The organism is Ruegeria sp. AI2 (genome assembly GCF_056541275.1).
The window spans coordinates 163,655-183,044 of the sequence record NZ_JBQFYB010000005.1 but is presented as its reverse complement, the minus strand read 5'-3'; the positions used below and the strand labels follow the sequence as shown (position 1 = coordinate 183,044).

Below are 19,390 nucleotides of genomic sequence, written 5' to 3'. Positions count from 1 at the left end.
AAACCGGATCACCCGACGAAATCGCCCATACATTGGGCTGGATCAACGACCAGGACCTCGAAGCCCGCGCCCGCAAATTCGGCAAAAACGAATACGGTAAATACCTCAAAAACCTGCTCAACCATTAGGTTTAGCCAGCGGCATCTGCTTCGGGAAGGCGATCCCAGAAAACTTCATAAATTGAATTAAGCGGATTTCGTTCCTGATCCCGCAATTGAGCATTATGCCTTTCACTGGTGGTAAGGTGTCTTGCACGCCCTCCTGCACTTGCCGGCGGATCGTCAATCATGATCTGTCGAAAAAACGCATTAAAGTCAAACTGATCGGCAGAAGAGAACAGCGGCCAAAAATAACAGGTCCCGTTCAGTTTTCGTGGAGCGGCTCAGTCTTGCTTTGCCCAGTTACAGCAGGAATCCAGAAGCCTGTTTTACTTCACTGTAAATGGGTTTCCGCGTCTTGGCGTACTATTCTGGATGCTTCTTGTTGAATGTCCTGGCCTATTGGCCCTTGGATTCGGGAAATAATTGCCAACATCAACCCAGCACCCTTCGGAGATAGCCACAGCGGAGACTTTTTGAGAAACTGAAAACCACGATGAGACAGAGTGTAGGCTGGCAGGCAATACGCACAGGCGTATCGCGACACAGTTGTCAGGATAAACGCAATACGATCGGAACGCCCAGCTGCGCTGAGTGCATCAAGGCTCAAAACTTGTTCTTTTACTGCATCCAAGGCAGCGTCGCCGGGAATGATGAGTTCCCGCGCAACCCTATCGACTTCCGTGTCCGTCAGGGCTTCCAATTCGCGGTCAAGCGCATCAACCTCGCATGTGGCACGATGCGTATATCCATGCTTCAAAACCCATTGTGACAACCCAATTTCGCCACGGCGTACCGTTCTTGTTTTGTCATTTCGAATTTCGAGTTTGCGCCAGTACTTTACAAATTCTGGGTTTCTTAAGATGGCTGGACCAATACCAAGTGCATAAGAAGCATAATGGAAATTTCGGTGCGTTACTCGAAACTTCCACGTAATTTCCCGAAAATTCGCCGGATCGACCCGAGGCATCGCAAAGTTGGATGTAGCTGCTACGAAATCCACATTTAAATCGCGAGCGTCATCAAACCAAGTGCGTTTTTGTGGGACCAACCATGCGGAATCATTTAAGAGCCAGAGCCGAGTCAGCTCTGGGAAACGGTTGGCCACCTCCAGTACGCCATCCCGGTACCCGCCAAAATCATATCCGAAGTTTGGACGTTCTATTATCAGTGAAGCGTGTGGGCTAAGTTCAGCAATATCTGTCGTACTGAGCGGTAGATTGGATACGACGATTGGGGAAATGTCTGCCTGAACCATCTGCTCCAAGGCATACAGATGGGAAGGTAAGACACCTGTTTTAGGAAAGATAAGAAATATTCCGATTTCTGAACCAAATGAAACTGCGCCTGGTGTGCGCTTCACCTGGCGAGACAACACCCAATCGTAATACCGGCGGAGATATACATGCCGCAGAAGTTCGGCGGGTAGGTGTATGAGCTTGCGGCCCGCGCGCGCCAGTTCTCGCTGAATTTTCCATAACGGTGGTAAATTCATTCACACTCGTCCAATTGTCGTTTCGATTTCAGTTTCCAGGCAGATCCGCCTGTCACCAGCAGACCGAAAACCGCGGTAAAACGCAATCTTTTCACTCTTGATCTATGTGTCAGCTGATACTGATTGGTTTGGGTTGCCTCTAACACACGACCTTGGGTTTCAAAACCCCAAACAAGAAGGCGGGCAACGCTAACGGCCGTTTTGGGCTATTCCATAGTTTGCAGGTTAATTATTTTGTTGAAATTGTTGTATTTCCCAGGTGGTTGTTGATAATGGCGCCCCGCCAAGCGCTGCAAACGTCTTTCCGGCCAATGAGCGTAATAGTAGCCGTTTCGGCCCTCGTCAGATACGTTTGCAGGTATGATCAGTGAGGGTCGCAAAAACATCGGTCGCGAAGAAGTCGCTTATTGCCAGCTTGCCTTGGTGTCTGCGTTATTGGTTAGCCTTGTTAAGGCCAGCGCGCCTGGCTGGGCATGGGTTACTGTCGCCGCTGGTTACTTGCCAATAGGTGGAAGGCTGGCGCAGATATTACGGCCACGAAGTATCAGCACGAGCATCTCTCGTCGAAGTCGATTAGGATATATGTAAGTTCCGACGCAACCTGTTGAAAATGGTGTACGCTCTGACCTAGATGGCGAAAGATTGCTTAACAGCTCAATATGGTGGGTTGCAACATACCCCACCTTCTGGGACATAGGGCCGTTCCGGTTGAGTTTTGAGCCTTGAAATTTAGTTATTATAACGGTCTGCGCGGGAAAAATTAGGCTCCTACGACACCGGCAATGAATATCACGGAGACCCCAAATGCATAAAGTCACATTTGATACTGAGACTTCCTCTGCTCCAAACGCTGGTACTTGCTATGTGTGTGGTGCGACTGAGTTTGAACCCGTTCTGACCGTCTCAAAAGCGCAGTTCCTTAAAGATGACCTAACCCTAGTAAAGTGCAAATCTTGCGCCAGTGTGTATTTCTTGGGCGACGATCCCGTAGTTGGTTACGACTTTGAGGGCTTCAACGAAAACTATTGGTACAATTACGTGCAGAATGGCGCGGGAATCTCGGCTATGTTGGAACCCCTGCTGGGGCTCGAGAAACCGCGACAGGGATCCGTGTTGGATGTTGGTTGTGGTTTTGGCTTTGTGCCGCATTTTTGGCAGGAAATGGGTTACGGCGAAGCTGTAGGCCTCGAGACCAGCAGGTACGGCCAGATTGGTCGGGAAATGCTGGGTACCAACATCATTCACAAGTACTACAATGATGCCGAAGAAATTCGCGGTCGGAAGTTTGATTATGTCTTCAGTAGTGAAGTGATCGAACACGTGACACGCCCACGTGAGTTTCTGGATGAAATCAGTCAAGGCCTGTCGGATGATGGCGTTTTAGTTCTGACCACACCGAGTGCGACCACAATTACTCCGGACTGCGAACCGACAACACTGATCGCCACGCTGTCCCCGGGTTTTCACTATTTTATCGCGTCCCGAAGTGCGCTGGAAAACCTTCTAAAGAGCGTTGGCTTTGAACATGTTGTCGTAAGAGATGCCGGACACAGGTTGTTTGCCTGGGCGTCGCACGCACCGTTACCCAAGATATCAGACGGATTCAGCGACTGGGATGTTTACTTGGAATACCTAGAGAAGCTTTCCAACCATCCGGACAAGCACATTGCCAGTGGTGGAATGTACCGTTTGTTCAAGGACAGCCTGAATCTTGGTCGGACGAAACAGGCTGATAAAATCTATCCCCGATTCGAGGCGTTGTTGAAGTCAGAATTCAATATCGACTTCATGGACGTCACCGCGTCCGAAACCTGGCGCCGTAAGCGCACCGGTCTTGAAAATGAGACCTACCCCTCATGGATGGGATGCGCCTTTTATTTTGCCGGTGTGCACGCTCAAAACTGTGGCCTAAGCAAACAGGTACAGTTTCAATTGTTTTCCGCCGCTGTGGAAACTATGCGCCAAGAGCTGGAATTAGCTGCGCAGTTTGCCGGAGAGCCGGCACACTTTCTTCCATTTGCACAAAAACGCCTGTTGGAAGTTCAGAGCACTTTTAAAAATACGCCTCCCTTTGCCATTGAGGAGGTTGCCTCGCTTGAGCCGTTGGAAGACGCAGAAGTATGCCTTCTTTCGATCTATGCACCTGACGGCAAAATACTCCCTACAACTCAAGATTACATCAAAACGCTGGCTGCAAACGGCATTAAGGTTGTCGCAGGTGTTGCTCTGGATGGAAAACTGGCGTCAAAACTTGCCGCGAAAGATCAATTAACCGACACATCGCAGTTGTTCGTAGACGCGGTGGATCGGGAGTCATTGGATGGGTCTTCCCTCATCGTTTTTCGTCAGAATTCCGGCTACGACTTCGGCATGTGGGCAGATATCTTGCGTGAATGCCCGCATCTCTGGCGCGCCAAACGTCTGTTTTTTGCAAATGATAGCGTCTTCGTTATCCCCAAACTCTTTGGTCCGATGATCCGGAAAGTCCGAGAGTCTGAAGCCGACTTTATCGCGTTGACTGACTGTAGCTTGCCCAAACCACACACCCAGAGCTACTTCTTTGCCTTGCAAAACAGTGCGCCGAAGTCTGAAAAGCTGAGACATTTTTGGGATCGCGTTGAGAACTTGAAAAACAAGTCGGATGTAATCGAAAACTACGAAATCAACCTTGGTGAGGTTGTAGGCGCTGATCCCGACCTAACGTCTGCGACGCTGTTTGGTAGCGAAACTCTATTCGGTTCGACCCCTGTCGACCGGCTTCGGAAATGGAATCCGTGCCATTTCTTCTGGGACCGTCTTGTTGAAAGTGGATTTCCGTTTGTAAAGGCTGAGCTTCTGCGGGACAATCCGATGCAGCTTCCTCTGGATACAGTATACGATTTGTTGGAGCACTATGGCGCTGACGTCGCCATGTTCAAGGGCAGCATCAAAATCTCGCGGAAAAATCGCCCTCGACATACGGTTTCCTCTAATAATGACATAGGAACGGGTTTCTATAGCTTGTTGCGCGAACTGAACCGTGCCCGCCTCAAAGTGAGAAAGCGGAGGCTTGCTGAGAAAGGTAAATCTTCCTAAAGGTCAGACGACCGGGAGATACCTCCAATCTTACCAAACTCCGAGATGTAAACGAACGGACAAGCATTGGAACCGCGTGTTACAATTATCAGTGTAACCTATAACAGCGTCAGCACTCTTCCTCAAATGCTGGCGTCGGTTCCCGATGGTGTTCCCATAGTGTTAGTCGATAATGGCTCGGACGATTTAGAGGAGCTAGAGCGGCTCGCACAACTTAAGAACGCCAAACTCATTCTAAACGACCAGAACATGGGTTTTGGGGTAGGGTGTAACCAGGGTGCGGCTGGGGCCGAGACCGAGTTCTTGTTGTTTTTGAACCCAGATGCGCGCTTATTGAAGGGAAGCTTGGAGAAGTTGCTGGCCGGTGCAGACCGTCACAAAACTGCCTCAGCGTTCAATCCGGCATTTACCCAAAAGTCTGGCAAAGGGTTGCTGAAACGATCCAGCGTGTTGCTACCACGTAAAAAATGGTTGCGCGGTATTGAAGCCGACACTGATCTGCAGGTTCCTATATTGTCCGGCGCAGCTTTGCTTGTGCGCCGGTCTGCTTTCGAGAAGGTCGGTGGATTCGACGCAAATATCTTTTTATACCATGAAGATGACGACATCTGTCTGCGCTTGGATGAACAAGTGGGGCCTTTGTTTTTCCTTCCCGAAGCTGAAGTAACCCATATTGGGGGCGAGTCTTCTCCTAGAAACCCAAAGGTCGCCGCGATCAAAGCCTGGCATATGGGTCGCTCGCGTGTTTACGCGGCACGCAAACACAAACGCCCAGCTCCTTTTTTGAATGCGTTGATAAGTGCTTTGCTGCAGGTGGCTTCACCTCTGGTTTTGTTTTCAAAACGAAAACGCGCCAAACAGGTGGCTTTTCTGCGGGCTGTATGGTCAACGCGGAACTTGTCTTCATCGACTTCGGGCAAACAGCACGAGTAAGGTGCACGGCTTTTTTCAAGCTTTCTAACCTCCAACGGGCCTCTGACATTGGGGTATGACTGTTTTGCAGACAACTGGCCTGATTCCGCCTAAAACGGTCGACGTGTTATTTCACAAAATCCACACATTTATCTTGGGTACGAGGTATTTCAAGATTTTTCTGTTGTATTTGGGTGGTTTTGTGGGATTACTGTGGAAACTTGTGGTGGAATTTGAAGGCCCTCGATGCAGCAAGACTCACTTCAGACAAAAAGTGAGCACCAAAGAGCTTTTGTTTGGGCTCTGCCCAGACCGACGCCGACAAGGGGCTTTCTAACTTGTCGCCTCAAATACCCGCGCCTCATCGCTAAACAGGATAGAATCGAATGCTGAATCCAAAGACGTCACAGACCGGTGAAAGCACCGACCTGCTGTCTCATGCGGTAAAGATAGCTGACCTGGCCAGCGAAGCAGCGCGGGGGTATTTTCGTGGCGCGCTGGGGGTTGAGTTCAAATCGGATGAAAGCCCGGTGACACAGGCCGACAAGGGTGTTGAAGCGCAGGTTCGCGCCTATCTTGGACAGCATTTTCCTGATCACGGCGTCTTTGGCGAAGAACATGGGTTCGAGGGTCAGGATTGTCGCGAGGTTTGGATCATCGACCCGATCGATGGAACCCGGTCATTCCTGTCCGGGCATCCGCTGTTTGGATTTCTGTTGGGGCATCTGGTTGACGGTAAACCGGATATCGGCGTGATCGGAATGCCGGCGATAAATGAAATTTTCACCGGCGTTGTTGGCCGGGGCGCCACGTTGAATGGCCGTGAGATCACGACTTCGGCCCAAACGCGGCTGGATCAGTCCATTCTTTTTGTAAACGAAGGGGATAAGATCTATCGCGATCATCCGGCGTTGTTCGACAGGCTGATGCAGTCTGGACAGACCAGACGGTTCGCCTATGATTGCTACCCCCATGCCCTGCTGGCGGCGGGCCATGTGGATGCTGTGATCGACTATGACCTTCAGCCCTATGACTACCTGCCGGTGATGGCCGTGGTTGAAGCTGCGGGTGGGGTGATGACAGATTGGGAGGGTCGGCCGCTTGATCTGACCTCCGACGGCCGGGTGATTTCAGCGGCAACACCCGAACTGCACGGGGAAATGCTGGATTTGGTGAACGGGTAGGATCATGGCGATTGTAAGCTTTCTCATCAGCCTGGCCGGAGCCACGATGCTGCTGCTTTACGCAGTGCGGATGGTCCGCACAGGGATCGAGCGCAGCTATGGGGCTTCGTTCCAGCGCCTCATGACGGGCCAAAGCCATTATGCACAGGCGTCAATGGTCGGCATTGTAATGGCGGTGGTTCTGCAAAGCTCGGCAGCGGTTGCCCTTTTGACATCGGGTTTTGCTGCTGGGGGGTTCCTGACCTTTCCCACCGGCCTTGCAATCGTGCTGGGCGCTGATCTCGGTTCGGCGCTGATCATTCAGGTTTTGTCGTTCCAGCTGGGTTGGCTGATACCGTTGCTTCTGGCGGTTGGTGGGTATCTGTTTGTCAAGACCGAGGCCAAGAAACCCCGGCAATTGGGGCGCATCCTGATGGGGATTGCGTTCATCCTGATCTCATTGCGCTTTTTGCGCGAAGCCATGGACCCGATCCGGGACAGTGCTTTTTTGCCTGCCGTCGCCGAGTATCTGGCGCGCGACTATATTACAGCGTTTTTGGTCGGCGGCGCGCTGGCCTTTGTTATGCATTCCTCGGTCGCGGCGATCCTGATGTGTGTGACGCTGGTCCAGATCGGCGCAATCCCGTTTGCCGCCGGGCTGTCGCTGGTATTGGGGGCCAATTTCGGTTCAGCTTTCATACCTGTTTGGCTGAGCAGGGGGATGGAAATGCCCGCCAGGCGCATACCCTTTGCCAACCTGGCCTTGCGCGGCAGCTGGGCGATAGTCACCCTTTTCGCGGCGACTGCGGCACTGCGTGCTGGTGTTCTGGGGGATTTGCAGGGCGGTCAGATGCTGGTCAATGCGCATCTGGCATTCAATGCCTCGTTGCTGTTGCTGGCGCTGCCGTTCTGCGGGCGATTGCGCGCGCCGTTCGAGCAGTTCTTTCCGGACCCGAAATCTGCGAACGCGCTGGCCCAGGCAGGTCGCCCGGCCAGCGCGCTGGATGTGCGCACCGCCGGCAGCCCCTCCCAGGCGCTGTCCAGCCTCAAGCGTGAACTGCTGCGGATGAGCGATCTGGTCGAGTCGATGTTCCGCCCGTCACTGGAATTGTACCGCAGCGGCGACAAGGACCAGATACGCACCGTAAGGGACATGGACGAAGATGTGAACGACTGCCTGTCGGGTATTCGAAAATTCGTGGCCGCCATTCCCGAGGAGAAGTTCGGAAAGCAAAACGCAAAAGTGGCGCGCGACCTGATGGAATACGCAATCCGCCTGGAAACTGCGGGCGACGTTGTCGCCAAGCGGTTGACTGTTCTGGCGGGCGACATGCGGAAAAAGGGCGCTTCATTTTCAAAAGAGGGCTGGTCGGAACTGGTTGAGATGCACGAAGGCATCCTGGCCAACCTCAAACTGGCCTCAAACGTTTTGATCTCGGACGATCTGGAAAGCGCCCGTCTGCTGAGCCTTGAGAAAACCGAAATCAAACGGGCCGAGCGTGACAGCCGCAAACGCCACCTCAGACGTTTGCAACATGGCAGTACGGAAAGCTTTGAGACCAGCGATATCCACCTGGAAACCCTGCGCGCGTTCCGTGAATTCAACAGCCACATCGCCGCAGTGGCCTATCCGATCCTGTATCGGAACGGGCAATTGCTGGAAACCCGCCTGATCGAAGAAATGCCGCACAAGGAACAGGACGAGGATACGGAGGTCTAGGTCCAACAGCACCGGCAGAGATCGGTTTCGTACGGATACGGTCTGTTACAGATTGTAACCGCTCGGGCCAGTTTCTGCCGCTTTTTCGCGTCGCCGTGCTGGACGCGGGATTAGAATAAGATAGCGTGTCGGCAATTGGTTCCGGGGGCTGTCCGTGCTGCGTTTCTTAATCTTCATTCTGTGTCCGGTCGTGCTGGCGGCATGTGTTGACCGGACTGTATCCGAAACGCTTCCATCAGCATTAGAAATCGGAACTCCCGAAACGGTTTTTGCGGCCACGACGCGTGCGCGCGAGCCCGATGGCGCGTATGGATTCCGCCGCGCAGAACGCCTGCAATTTCTGGAAACCACCGTATCGATACCGCCGGGGCGTTCACCGGGAAGCCTTAAATTCTCCTATGCAAACCCTGACCCTAGAAAACAGTTCGTGCTGGCAGAGGTAGATCAGCTAAGCGGGCCGCAACAGCTGAAGGACAGGCTGAGTGGGGCTGACGAAGTCACGATTTTTGTGCACGGCTATAACTCCACTCAGACAGAGACATTGTTCCGGGCCGCTCAGCTGTCGCATGATATCGGTTTACCCGGTCAGATCCTTGTCTATTCATGGCCCAGCCGCGCGACAGGCTATGGTTATGCCTATGATCTGGACAGTATGTTGTTTGCCCGTGATGGGCTGGAAGAAACCATTCGTCTACTCAAGTCCATGGGAGTCAAGCGAGTAGCCCTTGTGGCGCATTCAATGGGCGGCGCGCTGGCTATGGAGATGATACGGCAAACCGAACTGAAACAGCCGGGCTGGGCAAAGCGAAATCTGGAAGGCCTTATTCTGATATCGCCCGATCTGGATGTGGATGTTTTTCGGTCGCAGATGAACAGTATCAAGAATCCTCCTGATCCTTTTGTCCTGATGGTGTCCAAGAAAGACAAGGTCCTGAACGTCTCCGGCCGGTTGAGGGGAACCGCCGATGGTGAAAGGCTGGGCAATATCGGATCGGCCGAGAAGCTGTCAGATTATCCGATTGAAATCCTGGATACGACTGCCTTCAACAGCGATGCGGAATCCTCCCATTTTGTGGCTGCTACTTCTCCGGCCTTATTGACTATCCTCCGCTCTGTGCGCCGGGTCAGCGAAACATTTGGGCGCGATGACCGGCGCGGGATCGACATTCTCGTGCCGCCAAGCCAGCGCAATCCTGCTGGCGCCACAGAAATCGTGCTGACTGAAACCGGCCAGGCCCAGGTAAGTAATCCGTGACGCGGGTTTCCCTGCACCGATTTCTTGCGGACAACGCGACCTGGCTTGGGGCCGGCGTTCTGCTGACATTTCTGTCCAGTTTCGGGCAGACCTTTTTCATCTCGGTCTTTGCTGGTGAAATCCGCTCGGAATTTGGCCTCAGCCACGGCGCATGGGGTGGGCTGTACACGTTAGGCACGACCCTGTCCGCCGTCGCGATGATCTGGGCCGGAGGGTTGACGGATATCTTCCGCGTACGGGTTTTGGGCCCGGTTGTGCTGGCGGGACTGGCGTTGGCCGCGATTGCAATGGCGCTGAACACCTGGCTGCTGCTGTTGCCGTTGGTGATCTTTTTGTTGCGGTTATTTGGGCAGGGGATGAGCACGCATCTTGCCGTGGTCGCAATGGCGCGCTGGTTCACGGTTACACGGGGCAAAGCGCTTTCCATAGCGTCCACCGGCTATGCGCTTGGTGAGGCGTTGCTGCCGCTGATCTTTGTTGGCGCCATGGTTTATCTGGATTGGCGTTGGCTGTGGGTTGCCGCGGCGGGCATCACGGCGTTGGGTATTCCGATCCTGATGCGGCTGCTGCGAGAAGAGAGAACTCCACAAAGCCTCGCCAACGCGTTTTCAGCATCGGGAATGCAGGGAAAACACTGGACCCGCCGGGACGCTCTGTTCCATCCCCTGTTCTGGTTCATGGTGCCATCAGTGCTTGGGCCATCCGCATTTATCACCGCGTTTTTCTTTCATCAGGTTTATCTGGCTGATGTGAAGGGGTGGCAGCATATCCAGCTGGTGGCGCTATTTCCGATCTTTACCGGAATATCCCTGCTATCCATGTTTGCATCGGGCTGGGCGCTGGATAAATGGGGAACCGCCAGGATCATGCCCTACTATCAGCTTCCGATCGCACTTGGGTTCGTCATTCTGGGCACAACCAATTCAATCGGCGGCGCAACCCTTGGGCTGGTTTTCCTGGCTTTGACCGTTGGGGCAAACAGCACGTTGCCCAGCGCATTCTGGGCCGAATTCTACGGAACCCGACATATCGGTGCGATCAAGGCGATGGCCGCGGCTGTCATGGTTCTGGGATCGGCCATCGGCCCCGGCCTGACCGGCGTTCTGATTGACCTTGGTATTTCGCTGAACACTCAGTTCATCTGGGTTGGGGTGTTTTTCGTGCTGGTTTGCGTTCTGGTCCGAACCGGAATTTCCCGCGCCCGTCGGGACTTTTAGCGCATTCGCCTGAGATAGACGTAATAAGCACCGTCGCCGCCATGGCTGATATGCGCTGGCGTGATCTGCATCACCGCCTGCGCCAACGGCGGTATGGACAGCCAATGTGGCACCTGATTGCGCAGAACGCCGCGCGGGGTGGGGATCGGGCCGGGTTCGTCGCGGTCCTTGCCTTTGCCGGTTACCACCAGAACCAGTCGCTTACCTTGTGCCTGTGCGCTCAGGATAAAGCGGATCAACGCAGGATGGGCCGTATCAACCCGCATACCGTGAAGATCCAGCTTGCCTTCGGGCTTTAGCTTACCGCGTTTCATCCGGCCAAAAGCTTTGATATCCATCTGAACAGGCGCGGCACGCAGCGCATCCGTCACCGATGGCTTCAGATCGTTTGGATTAGGTTTCGGCTGAAGGTTCTGACCAAGCTCAAACACCTCAAACCGGGGTTTTGGTGTTTTTCTGGGTCTGGGTTTCGGCAGGGTGGTCGGATGGACACTCTGCGGACTGTCCGGATGCAGCCGCTCGGCCTGTTTGGTGACCTTGCGCCATAGCTCGATCTCGTCGGTTGTCAGTTTGCGCCGTGTCATCAGAATTCATCCGGCAACAGGGCATAGGCGCGCTGAATGGGCAGCAACAGAACCATCCGACCCGGATCTTTTAGCCTGCCCGCAGCCTGCCCGGCTTCTTCACCGGTTCCGAAAAAGATGTCGGCGCGCTGCGCGCCTTTGATGGCCGCGCCTGTGTCCTGCGCGATCATTAGCCGTCGCAACGGGTTTTCACCGTCCTTTTCCACCCAAACAGGTGCGCCCAACGGCGTATAGGCGGGGTCTGCCGCAATCGAGCGCATTGTCGTGATCGACCGGTTCATCGCCCCCAAAGGTCCAAATTCGGGGGCAACGCGTGAGACTTCGCGAAAGAAAACGTATGACGGGTTGTGAAGCAGCAACTCGGCACCGGCCTCGGGGTTCTTGCGCACCCAGGCGCGGATCATCTGGGCGCTGACCTCATGCGCACCCAGAACCCCACGTCGCACCAGCTCAACACCGATCGACCGATAGGGGTGACCATTCGCGCCACCATATCCAACCCGCAGCGCACCGCCATCCGACAATCGAATGCGCCCCGAGCCCTGAATTTGCAGAAAGAACAGCTCGACAGGGTCGTCGACCCAGGCGATCTCTAGCCCGCGGCCCTGCATCACATCACCGGTGAGGATGTCACGACGGCTCAGCCATGGTCCTTCGGCACGGGCTTCGGGCGGCATCTTGTAGATCGGGTATTTGAAACGGTCTGTCCGGGTGCGCGCGCCGTCAAGCTCGGGTTCAAAATAGCCGGTAAACAGGCCCTCTTTGTCATCCTGGACCAGAACAGGGCGGAAGAATAACTCGAAAAAGGCGCGGGCGGCATCCGGTTCATATGTTCTGGCCACACCACACAAGGCGTGCCAATCCGGATCATCCAGATCACCGCACGTGTTCAGAAATACGGAAAGGGCCGCGCCGTGGTCGTCCTCGGCCCAGCCCTGCAGATCGTCAAACGACAGTATGGATCGCGTTGCCTCGGCTTCGGCAGCGCTGGCGATGGTCATTGCACCCACCAGTAAAAGCGACCGAAGCGTTGCAATCATGCGTCCGTGGCGACAAGCAGCCAGTTTGGATCGTCCTTGCCCATGACGCGGGCAAAGGTCCAGCTGTCCTTCTGGCGCTTCACAGTATTCGGGTTGCCTTCGACAATATCGCCTCCGCGATCCCTAACGACCGAGGTCAGCTCCCCCACGAACTTCATCGTGATTTCGGCCTGGTTCGTATCCTTGTCGAATTTCACATCCGTCAGGGTGGTTTCCCGTACGCCGATGAATTCAGCCTCGATGGTCAGGCCCTGATCTTCGCGCGCTGCCACGACCGAAACGAAAGTCTCGAACACCTCTTCCGACAGAAAAGGCTGGATTTCATCCAGATTACCCCTTTCAAACCCCATCACGATCATCTCATACGCACCGCGCGCACCCTGAACGAACTCACTGACCGAAAAACCGGGCTCGACCCGTTTCATCGCAGCCAGTGTTTGCGCCTGTTCGCTGTCTTCGGCGACATGGTCAGTAATGTCATGATCCGGGCCGCCATCGATCACCTCGAAACCGCGGCGCGATTTATGGGCTTCGGGCTGTTGCTGCACAGGCGGTTTTTCAAAGCCTTCACGCGTGCCCAGTACGCTTTTGAGGCGCAGGATCAGGAAAATGGCAATTCCGGCCAGGACCAGGAGCTGGATCATAGGGTTGTCGCTCATTTCATTCTCTTTTCAACGCCGCGACTTTGTATACACGGCCTCATGCCACTATGTAGGTGACAGTGAGTGGCAAGTCCACAGCCCGGCCTAAGGGAAAGGATAACGCAAATGTATCTGTTCTTGGCATTTTTGTTGGTGCCCATAATCGAAATCGCGCTGTTTATTCAGGTTGGTGGTTTGATTGGGTTGTGGCCGACACTTGCCATCGTAGTGCTGACCGCGGTTCTGGGCACGGTTTTGGTACGGACACAAGGTCGCATGGCGCTTGGACAGCTGCAACGGTCCTTTGCCGAATTGGACGATCCGACCGAACCGCTGGCCCATGGGGCAATGATCCTGTTGTCGGGCGCTTTGTTGCTGACACCGGGCTTTTTCACTGATGCCGTTGGTTTTGCGTTGTTAGTTCCCGGTGTCCGCATCGCCGTTTTCCGCTATCTGAAATCCAAGGTTACCGTGACCCAGTTCCAGATGGGGCCGGGCCCCGGATATCAAACCCGGGGGAACCCGTTCGATCAGGGCGATATCATCGATGGGGAATTCACCGAAGTTCGGCCAAAAAAAGACCCCTCGAAGCCTTCGAAATGGGTGGAAGGTCCCCACTAGCATTGAGGTGCCGCGCCCAACTTGCTAAGCAGTGGCGAATTTCATTTTTGGAGTAGATCCATGGCCGAAGAAAACGCTGCAGAAAACACTGCGGCCCAAGCCGCCCCGCAGGTTCAGATGCGTGTTCTGGGGCAGTTCATCCGCGATATGTCCTTTGAAAACGTGATGGCGCAAAAGGGCGTTTCCGGAGACGTACAACCCGAAATCGCCGTTCAGGTGAATCTGGACGCCAAAAAACGCGCGGCGGACCATCAGTTCGAAGTTTCGATAAAGCTGAACCTGACATCCAAAGCCAAAGGCATGGATGACATTCTGTTCCTGTGCGAACTGGACTATTGCGGTATGTTCCACGTGGAAGGTGTGCCGGAAGATCAGCTGCACCCATTCCTGATGATCGAATGCCCGCGCATGTTGTTCCCGTTCCTGCGCCGCATCGTCAGCGACATCACTCGCGATGGCGGCTTCCCGCCGGTCAACCTGGACAATATCGATTTCGTCGCGCTCTATCGCAACGAGTTGATGCGCCGTCAGGCCGAACAAGCCCAAAAAGCCGACGCGTAAGGTTTTGACCCGTGCCTAACCGGATCAGGCGCGGGTCCACAAGGCATTCTCGCCCAGTTTTTCAACGAAAGCTTCATGTGCTGCGCGTTCATCCTCGGTGATCCGGGATGGTAATGGCCTGCTGCGCGGTGTGGCTCGCCAATCATCGCTGCCTCCGTCCGCAGAAGATGTGGATGTCGACAGACCAAAATCAGGCTGCCGTCCACCGATCAATTCCAGATAAACCTCGGCCAGAATTTCCGAGTCGAGCAACGCGCCGTGCAGCACACGGTTCGAGTTGTCGATATTGAAGCGACGGCACAGCGCATCCAGTGACGCTGGCGAACCGGGGAACCGTTTACGGGCAATTGCCAGAGTATCCAACGCCTGCTCCATCGGGATAAGCGGGGCACCCATCCATTTCAGCTCGGCATTCAGGAACTTCATGTCGAATGAGGCGTTGTGGATCACTAACCGCGCATCGCCAACAAATTCGCGAAACCCATGGCCAACCTTTGCAAAGACCGGCTTGTCTTTCAGCGTCACTTCGCCCTTTTCCGGCGGGCGCGGGGTGTCCAGCAGATCGGGACCAATACCATGCACGCCAAACGCTTCTTCCGGCATCGAGCGTTCGGGGTTGATATAGACGTGATAGGTTTCACCGGTGGCAACGTGGTTCCACAGCTCAACGGCGCCGATTTCCACGATCCGATCCCCGCTTTCGGGGTCAAAACCGGTGGTTTCGGTATCCAGTACAATCTCACGCATGTGCCATCCCCGCCCGTATCTGCCTGACCACATCCTGCACCTGCGCGCGGGCGTGGTCCAGAGTATCGGTCACGATCACAAAATCCGACCGTTCGCATTTTTCGTCGTTCGGCATCTGCTTGGCGCGGATCTGCTCGAATTGCGCCTCAGTCATCGTGCCCCGTTCCATAACGCGCCGCTTTTGGTCTTCGGCCGGGACCGAAACGCAGGCCACCGCATCCATTGCTGCATCACCGCCCGTTTCAAACAAAAGCGGAATATCGAACACCAGGATGTCGCTTGTAGCGCTTTCGTGAAATTCTGCGCGGTCAGCAGCAACCAGTGGATGCACAATCGCCTCAATCGTTTTCAACGTGGTCGGGTCATCCGCGATAATCCGTTTCAACGCGTTTCGGTTAACCGCCCCGTCAAGTATCGCATCGGGAAAGGCTGCCCGCATTGGCTCAACCGCTGCTCCACCAATGGCATACAGCCGATGCACTGCCGCATCCGCATCCCACAATGCGCACCCTTCTTCAACGAACATCTGCGCTGTGGTGCTTTTCCCCATACCGATTGAGCCTGTCAGGCCAAGCGCAAAACTCATGCCAGGGCCGCCGCGCGCGTATCCGCGTCTACTTCGGGGCGGACCCCAAACCATCGTTCAAACCCGGGAACGGCCTGATGCAGCAACATCCCAAGACCATCGACTGTGGTGCATCCGGCCTCCTCGGCAGTTTGCAGCAGGCGGGTTTTCAACGGGGCATAGACCAGGTCCGTAACCACGGCACCGGGCTGCAACCCATCCAACGGTACGCGCAGCTCTGGCTGGCCCTGCATCCCCAGTGAGGTCGTATTGACCACCAGTTCGGCGTTTTCGATAACATTCCCCGCCTGAACCCAATCGACCACGCGAATGCGTTGGCCGAACTCTTCCTTCAGATGATCCGCGCGGGCGCGGGTTCGGTTGGTCAGCAGGATTTCCGGCACTCCGGCATCAGACAAGGCCTGCAAAACGGCACGGGCAGCACCCCCGGCACCAAACACAACCGCCGGGCCATCTTTCGCATTCCAGTCAGGTGCGCCGCTGCGCAGGTTTTCCATAAACCCGTACCCGTCGGTGTTATCTGCATGTATCGAACCATCAGTTCGGAACACCAGTGTATTTGCAGCACCGATCACGGTTGCACGGTCAGAAACGTGATCTGCGATCTTCAGCGCCGCTTCTTTGTGCGGAACGGTCACGTTGGCCCCGACAAAGCCCGCTTTGGGCAGGGTTCGCAGCACTGTCTCCAAATCTGCAGAGGCGACGTCCATCGGGATATAATGCCCGGCAAGCCCATAGGTCTTTAACCAATGCCCGTGCAGCTTGGGAGAGCGCGAATGCCCGATAGGATGCCCAATCACTCCGGCCAAAGGAACCCGATTGTCCGTCATTGCTCGATCATCCCTTTGACAGCCAGAAAATTGAGAAGCTCTAACAGGGGCATACCCAAAACGTTAAAATAGTCGCCGTCAATGGTGGCGAACAGGCGGACACCTTCTTCTTCCAGCTTGTAGGCTCCGACGGCATGGCGAATGCTGTCCCAGTTCCGCGCAACATAGTCTTTCAGATAGGCATCGGAAGTGGCCCGCATCCGCAAACGCACTTGCCCTACATGCCTCCAGATCGGCTCACCGTCCTGATAGATCACAACTGCGGACAAAAGCATGTGCCGCTTGCCGCGCATGGCTTTCAGTTGGGCCAGCGCCTGTTCCGGGGTTTCGGGCTTTGACAGCAGCTGCCCTTCGAAATCCAGCACCTGATCACACCCGATCACCATGGCGCCGGGGTTCTTGTCGCTGACCTTACGCGCTTTGATCTCAGCCAGCGTATCAGCAATATCGCGTGGCGAAGCATTTTCTGCCAGCAACGCCCTTTTGACCGTCTCTTCATCCACGCGCGCCGTTTGAACCGCAAACGGCACACCTGCGTTCCTTAGCAATTGCGCGCGAATAACGGATCCCGAAGCCAGAAGAATGGGGACAGACATGTGGAAAACCCCGTGTGCAAATCGATGAGAGTTCTGGGGTGTTTTGTATGGTTTTCCGGTTGACACGCAACCCCGGGAATTTTGTGGCAAAGATCCCCGAGTCGCTCAAATCTCATCCTGTTGGGACAAGGATAACTCCAACTCTTGGGATAACAGATCTATCCAGCGATACCCATCGGGTTATCCACAGATCAGATACGATGATACAATATTAACTTATTGATTTAGATAACAATTTTTTTATATCAACAGAATCACTGGCGATCTCAGATATTCTGTCCCTCTTGGGGAAAACGCTAGGGTAAAAAAGTAATCCACGGATTTTTGGCACCCTACAAAACCATCATCCTTTTTCTTTTCTTATTTTTTTATTAGGGAGAGTTCCGAACAACGTTCGGAGCCGGTATGACAGACCTTCTTTTCACGATTTACCCGTGGGTGAAGTCATTACATATCATGGCCGTGATCTCATGGATGGCGGGCTTGTTCTATTTACCCAGACTGTTTGTTTATCACGTCGAAAAAGCGCAGGCCGTAGAGGGTGCGCAAGACATCTTCTTTGAAATGGAAGACAAGCTGCTGCGGGTGATCATGCGCCCCGCGATGGTTGTAACCTGGGTATGCGGGCTGATCATGGTGTTCACACCGGGGATCGTCGGATGGGATTTTGCATGGCCCTGGGTCAAAGGTGCGGGCGTGATCGCGATGACCTGGTTCCACCATTGGCTTATGGCCCGAAGGAAGGATTTCCTGGCAGGCCAGAATAAGCTCACTGGGCGGCAGTATCGCATGATGAACGAGGTTCCGACCATTCTGATGGTTGCCATCGTTCTGGCGGTCATTCTGAAGTTCTAAACGCCTGTTTGACTCCGAACGGCGCTGCGCTTATGTAGATCACAACACGCCCGTCCGGGCGGCGTATTTTCCGTACTGAAATTCCACTTCAAGCCGCGTTCTCAGCGGTGAAGGTATGTATCATGTCCAATGAATCCCTGAATCTGGCCGACCTGAAAGCCAAAAGCCCCAAAGACCTTCTGGCCATGGCCGAAGAGCTGGAGATCGAAAACGCCTCGACCATGCGCAAGGGCGAAATGATGTTCCAGATTCTGCGCGAACGTGCCGATGATGGCTGGACCGTCGGCGGTGATGGCGTACTGGAAGTGCTACAGGACGGGTTCGGCTTTCTGCGCTCGCCCGAGGCGAACTATCTGCCGGGCCCTGATGATATCTATGTCTCGCCCGATATGATCCGTCTGCACTCGCTGCGGACCGGGGACACGGTCGAAGGCGAGATCAAGGCGCCGGATGAGAATGAGCGTTATTTCGCGCTGACCAAAGTCACTATGATCAACTTTGAAGATCCCGAAAAGGCCAAGCACAAGATCCTGTTCGACAACCTGACGCCTCTGTACCCGGATGAGCGTCTGAAGATGGAAATCGAAGATCCCACCATAAAAGATAAGTCGGCGCGCGTGATCGATCTGGTTGCGCCGATCGGTAAAGGTCAGCGTTCGCTGATCGTGGCACCGCCGCGGACCGGTAAAACCGTGATCCTGCAGAACATCGCGCATTCGATCGAACAGAACCATCCGGAGTGTTATCTGATCGTCCTGCTGATCGACGAACGCCCGGAAGAAGTGACCGACATGCAGCGTTCGGTTAAGGGTGAGGTTGTGTCGTCAACCTTTGATGAGCCCGCAACGCGTCACGTAGCCGTGTCGGAGATGGTCATTGAAAAGGCCAAGCGTTTGGTCGAACATAAACGAGATGTTGTTATTCTTCTCGACTCGATCACAAGACTTGGTAGGGCGTTTAACACCGTTGTTCCGTCCTCGGGTAAAGTTCTGACCGGTGGTGTGGATGCGAATGCGTTGCAGCGGCCCAAGCGTTTCTTCGGTGCGGCCCGGAATATTGAAGAGGGCGGATCGCTGACCATTATCGCCACCGCACTGATCGATACCGGCAGCCGGATGGACGAGGTGATCTTTGAAGAATTCAAAGGTACAGGTAACTCGGAAATCGTTCTGGACCGCAAGATTGCAGACAAACGCGTGTTCCCGGCGATCGACATCCTCAAATCCGGTACTCGGAAAGAGGACCTGCTGGTCGACAAGGGCGATCTGGCCAAGACCTTCGTTCTGCGCCGTATCCTCAACCCGATGGGCACCACCGACGCAATCGAGTTCTTGTTGTCGAAGTTGAAACAGACGAAGACAAACGGTGAGTTCTTCGATTCGATGAACACCTGA

18 protein-coding genes are annotated in these 19,390 nt (G+C 54.5%); 10 read left to right on the top strand and 8 right to left on the bottom strand.

Annotation, left to right across the window (positions count from 1 at the left end; genetic code table 11):
- Positions 1 to 432 precede the first annotated feature (432 nt).
- Entirely contained in the window at positions 433 to 1,593 is a 1,161-nt protein-coding gene (locus ACR0LL_RS12365) for a rhamnan synthesis F family protein (protein ID WP_480587075.1), read from the bottom strand.
- An 804-nt stretch (positions 1,594 to 2,397) separates the two neighbouring features.
- On the opposite strand from ACR0LL_RS12365, the gene ACR0LL_RS12360 reads away from it, so the two are divergent.
- The 6 genes from ACR0LL_RS12360 (at position 2,398) to ACR0LL_RS12335 (ending at position 10,935) form a co-directional block, all read left to right on the top strand.
- Positions 2,398 to 4,668, top strand: a complete 2,271-nt coding sequence (locus ACR0LL_RS12360) for a methyltransferase domain-containing protein (protein ID WP_480587072.1) — start codon at positions 2,398 to 2,400, stop codon at positions 4,666 to 4,668.
- 66 nt (positions 4,669 to 4,734) lie between these two features.
- Positions 4,735 to 5,601 carry a glycosyltransferase family 2 protein gene (locus ACR0LL_RS12355; protein ID WP_480587069.1) on the top strand — a complete coding sequence of 289 codons (867 nt, stop codon included), beginning with the start codon at positions 4,735 to 4,737 and terminating at the stop codon, positions 5,599 to 5,601.
- A gap of 365 nt (positions 5,602 to 5,966) precedes the next feature.
- The gene (locus ACR0LL_RS12350; RefSeq protein ID WP_480587066.1) at positions 5,967 to 6,764 is read left to right on the top strand and encodes an inositol monophosphatase family protein; all 798 of its coding nucleotides are present in this window, start codon (positions 5,967 to 5,969) and stop codon (positions 6,762 to 6,764) included.
- Positions 6,765 to 6,768: 4 nt separating this feature from the next.
- The gene (locus ACR0LL_RS12345; protein WP_480587063.1) at positions 6,769 to 8,463 is read left to right on the top strand and encodes a Na/Pi cotransporter family protein; all 1,695 of its coding nucleotides are present in this window, start codon (positions 6,769 to 6,771) and stop codon (positions 8,461 to 8,463) included.
- Between the two features lie 154 nt (positions 8,464 to 8,617).
- A complete protein-coding gene (locus ACR0LL_RS12340; protein ID WP_480587060.1) occupies positions 8,618 to 9,718 on the top strand; it encodes an alpha/beta hydrolase in 1,101 nt (366 codons plus the stop codon).
- A complete protein-coding gene (locus ACR0LL_RS12335) occupies positions 9,715 to 10,935 on the top strand; it encodes an MFS transporter (protein WP_480587057.1) in 1,221 nt (406 codons plus the stop codon). Before ACR0LL_RS12340 ends, ACR0LL_RS12335 begins: the two co-directional genes overlap by 4 nt.
- Here the strand turns inward: ACR0LL_RS12335 and ACR0LL_RS12330 are convergent.
- Genes ACR0LL_RS12330 through ACR0LL_RS12320 form a run of 3 tightly spaced genes read right to left on the bottom strand, consistent with a single transcriptional unit; the run spans position 10,932 to position 13,218 of the window.
- A complete protein-coding gene (locus tag ACR0LL_RS12330; protein WP_480538398.1) occupies positions 10,932 to 11,519 on the bottom strand; it encodes a Smr/MutS family protein in 588 nt (195 codons plus the stop codon). The genes ACR0LL_RS12335 and ACR0LL_RS12330 overlap by 4 nt on opposite strands.
- The gene (mltA, locus tag ACR0LL_RS12325; RefSeq protein ID WP_480587054.1) at positions 11,519 to 12,559 is read right to left on the bottom strand and encodes a murein transglycosylase A; all 1,041 of its coding nucleotides are present in this window, start codon (positions 12,557 to 12,559) and stop codon (positions 11,519 to 11,521) included. The genes ACR0LL_RS12330 and mltA overlap by 1 nt, the downstream gene beginning before the upstream one ends.
- On the bottom strand, positions 12,556 to 13,218 hold the full coding sequence (locus ACR0LL_RS12320) for a Tim44/TimA family putative adaptor protein (RefSeq protein ID WP_480482550.1): 663 nt from the start codon (positions 13,216 to 13,218) through the stop codon (positions 12,556 to 12,558). The genes mltA and ACR0LL_RS12320 overlap by 4 nt, the downstream gene beginning before the upstream one ends.
- A 108-nt stretch (positions 13,219 to 13,326) precedes the next feature.
- On the opposite strand from ACR0LL_RS12320, the gene ACR0LL_RS12315 reads away from it, so the two are divergent.
- Together ACR0LL_RS12315 and secB are read left to right on the top strand one after the other, a co-directional pair.
- Positions 13,327 to 13,821 (top strand): FxsA family protein, encoded by a 495-nt coding sequence (locus ACR0LL_RS12315; RefSeq protein ID WP_480587051.1) that lies wholly within the window; start codon positions 13,327 to 13,329, stop codon positions 13,819 to 13,821.
- A gap of 60 nt (positions 13,822 to 13,881) precedes the next feature.
- Positions 13,882 to 14,382 carry a protein-export chaperone SecB gene (gene secB / locus ACR0LL_RS12310; RefSeq protein WP_209506872.1) on the top strand — a complete coding sequence of 167 codons (501 nt, stop codon included), beginning with the start codon at positions 13,882 to 13,884 and terminating at the stop codon, positions 14,380 to 14,382.
- Between the two features lie 24 nt (positions 14,383 to 14,406).
- On the opposite strand, the gene dnaQ is transcribed toward secB, so the two are convergent.
- The 4 genes from dnaQ to ACR0LL_RS12290 are packed head-to-tail and all read right to left on the bottom strand — an operon-like array spanning position 14,407 to position 17,141.
- Positions 14,407 to 15,129: a DNA polymerase III subunit epsilon gene (gene dnaQ, locus ACR0LL_RS12305; RefSeq protein ID WP_267364721.1), complete on the bottom strand. Its 723-nt coding sequence runs from the start codon at positions 15,127 to 15,129 to the stop codon at positions 14,407 to 14,409.
- On the bottom strand, positions 15,122 to 15,715 hold the full coding sequence (coaE, locus tag ACR0LL_RS12300) for a dephospho-CoA kinase (RefSeq protein ID WP_480587048.1): 594 nt from the start codon (positions 15,713 to 15,715) through the stop codon (positions 15,122 to 15,124). The genes dnaQ and coaE overlap by 8 nt, the downstream gene beginning before the upstream one ends.
- On the bottom strand, positions 15,712 to 16,545 hold the full coding sequence (locus ACR0LL_RS12295) for a shikimate dehydrogenase (protein ID WP_267364724.1): 834 nt from the start codon (positions 16,543 to 16,545) through the stop codon (positions 15,712 to 15,714). The genes coaE and ACR0LL_RS12295 overlap by 4 nt, the downstream gene beginning before the upstream one ends.
- Entirely contained in the window at positions 16,542 to 17,141 is a 600-nt protein-coding gene (locus ACR0LL_RS12290; RefSeq protein WP_480587046.1) for a Maf family protein, read from the bottom strand. The genes ACR0LL_RS12295 and ACR0LL_RS12290 overlap by 4 nt, the downstream gene beginning before the upstream one ends.
- 405 nt (positions 17,142 to 17,546) lie before the next feature.
- On the opposite strand from ACR0LL_RS12290, the gene ACR0LL_RS12285 reads away from it, so the two are divergent.
- On the top strand, positions 17,547 to 17,996 hold the full coding sequence (locus ACR0LL_RS12285; protein WP_209506877.1) for a CopD family protein: 450 nt from the start codon (positions 17,547 to 17,549) through the stop codon (positions 17,994 to 17,996).
- A gap of 122 nt (positions 17,997 to 18,118) precedes the next feature.
- Complete coding sequence (rho, locus tag ACR0LL_RS12280; protein WP_267364726.1) at positions 18,119 to 19,390, top strand: transcription termination factor Rho; 1,272 nt, start codon at positions 18,119 to 18,121, stop codon at positions 19,388 to 19,390.

Excerpts from the sequence above, each read along its gene's own strand:
- ACR0LL_RS12365 (WP_480587075.1), bottom strand. The coding sequence starts at position 1,593 with ATGAATTTACCACCGTTATGGAAAATTCAGCGAGAACTGGCGCGCGCG.
- ACR0LL_RS12360 (WP_480587072.1), top strand. The coding sequence starts at position 2,398 with ATGCATAAAGTCACATTTGATACTGAGACTTCCTCTGCTCCAAACGCT.
- ACR0LL_RS12350 (WP_480587066.1), top strand. The coding sequence starts at position 5,967 with ATGCTGAATCCAAAGACGTCACAGACCGGTGAAAGCACCGACCTGCTG.
- ACR0LL_RS12345 (WP_480587063.1), top strand. The coding sequence starts at position 6,769 with ATGGCGATTGTAAGCTTTCTCATCAGCCTGGCCGGAGCCACGATGCTG.
- ACR0LL_RS12330 (WP_480538398.1), bottom strand. The coding sequence starts at position 11,519 with ATGACACGGCGCAAACTGACAACCGACGAGATCGAGCTATGGCGCAAG.
- mltA (WP_480587054.1), bottom strand. The coding sequence starts at position 12,559 with ATGATTGCAACGCTTCGGTCGCTTTTACTGGTGGGTGCAATGACCATC.
- ACR0LL_RS12320 (WP_480482550.1), bottom strand. The coding sequence starts at position 13,218 with ATGAGCGACAACCCTATGATCCAGCTCCTGGTCCTGGCCGGAATTGCC.
- ACR0LL_RS12315 (WP_480587051.1), top strand. The coding sequence starts at position 13,327 with ATGTATCTGTTCTTGGCATTTTTGTTGGTGCCCATAATCGAAATCGCG.
- secB (WP_209506872.1), top strand. The coding sequence starts at position 13,882 with ATGGCCGAAGAAAACGCTGCAGAAAACACTGCGGCCCAAGCCGCCCCG.
- dnaQ (WP_267364721.1), bottom strand. The coding sequence starts at position 15,129 with ATGCGTGAGATTGTACTGGATACCGAAACCACCGGTTTTGACCCCGAA.
- coaE (WP_480587048.1), bottom strand. The coding sequence starts at position 15,715 with ATGAGTTTTGCGCTTGGCCTGACAGGCTCAATCGGTATGGGGAAAAGC.
- ACR0LL_RS12295 (WP_267364724.1), bottom strand. The coding sequence starts at position 16,545 with ATGACGGACAATCGGGTTCCTTTGGCCGGAGTGATTGGGCATCCTATC.
- ACR0LL_RS12290 (WP_480587046.1), bottom strand. The coding sequence starts at position 17,141 with ATGTCTGTCCCCATTCTTCTGGCTTCGGGATCCGTTATTCGCGCGCAA.
- ACR0LL_RS12285 (WP_209506877.1), top strand. The coding sequence starts at position 17,547 with ATGACAGACCTTCTTTTCACGATTTACCCGTGGGTGAAGTCATTACAT.
- rho (WP_267364726.1), top strand. The coding sequence starts at position 18,119 with ATGTCCAATGAATCCCTGAATCTGGCCGACCTGAAAGCCAAAAGCCCC.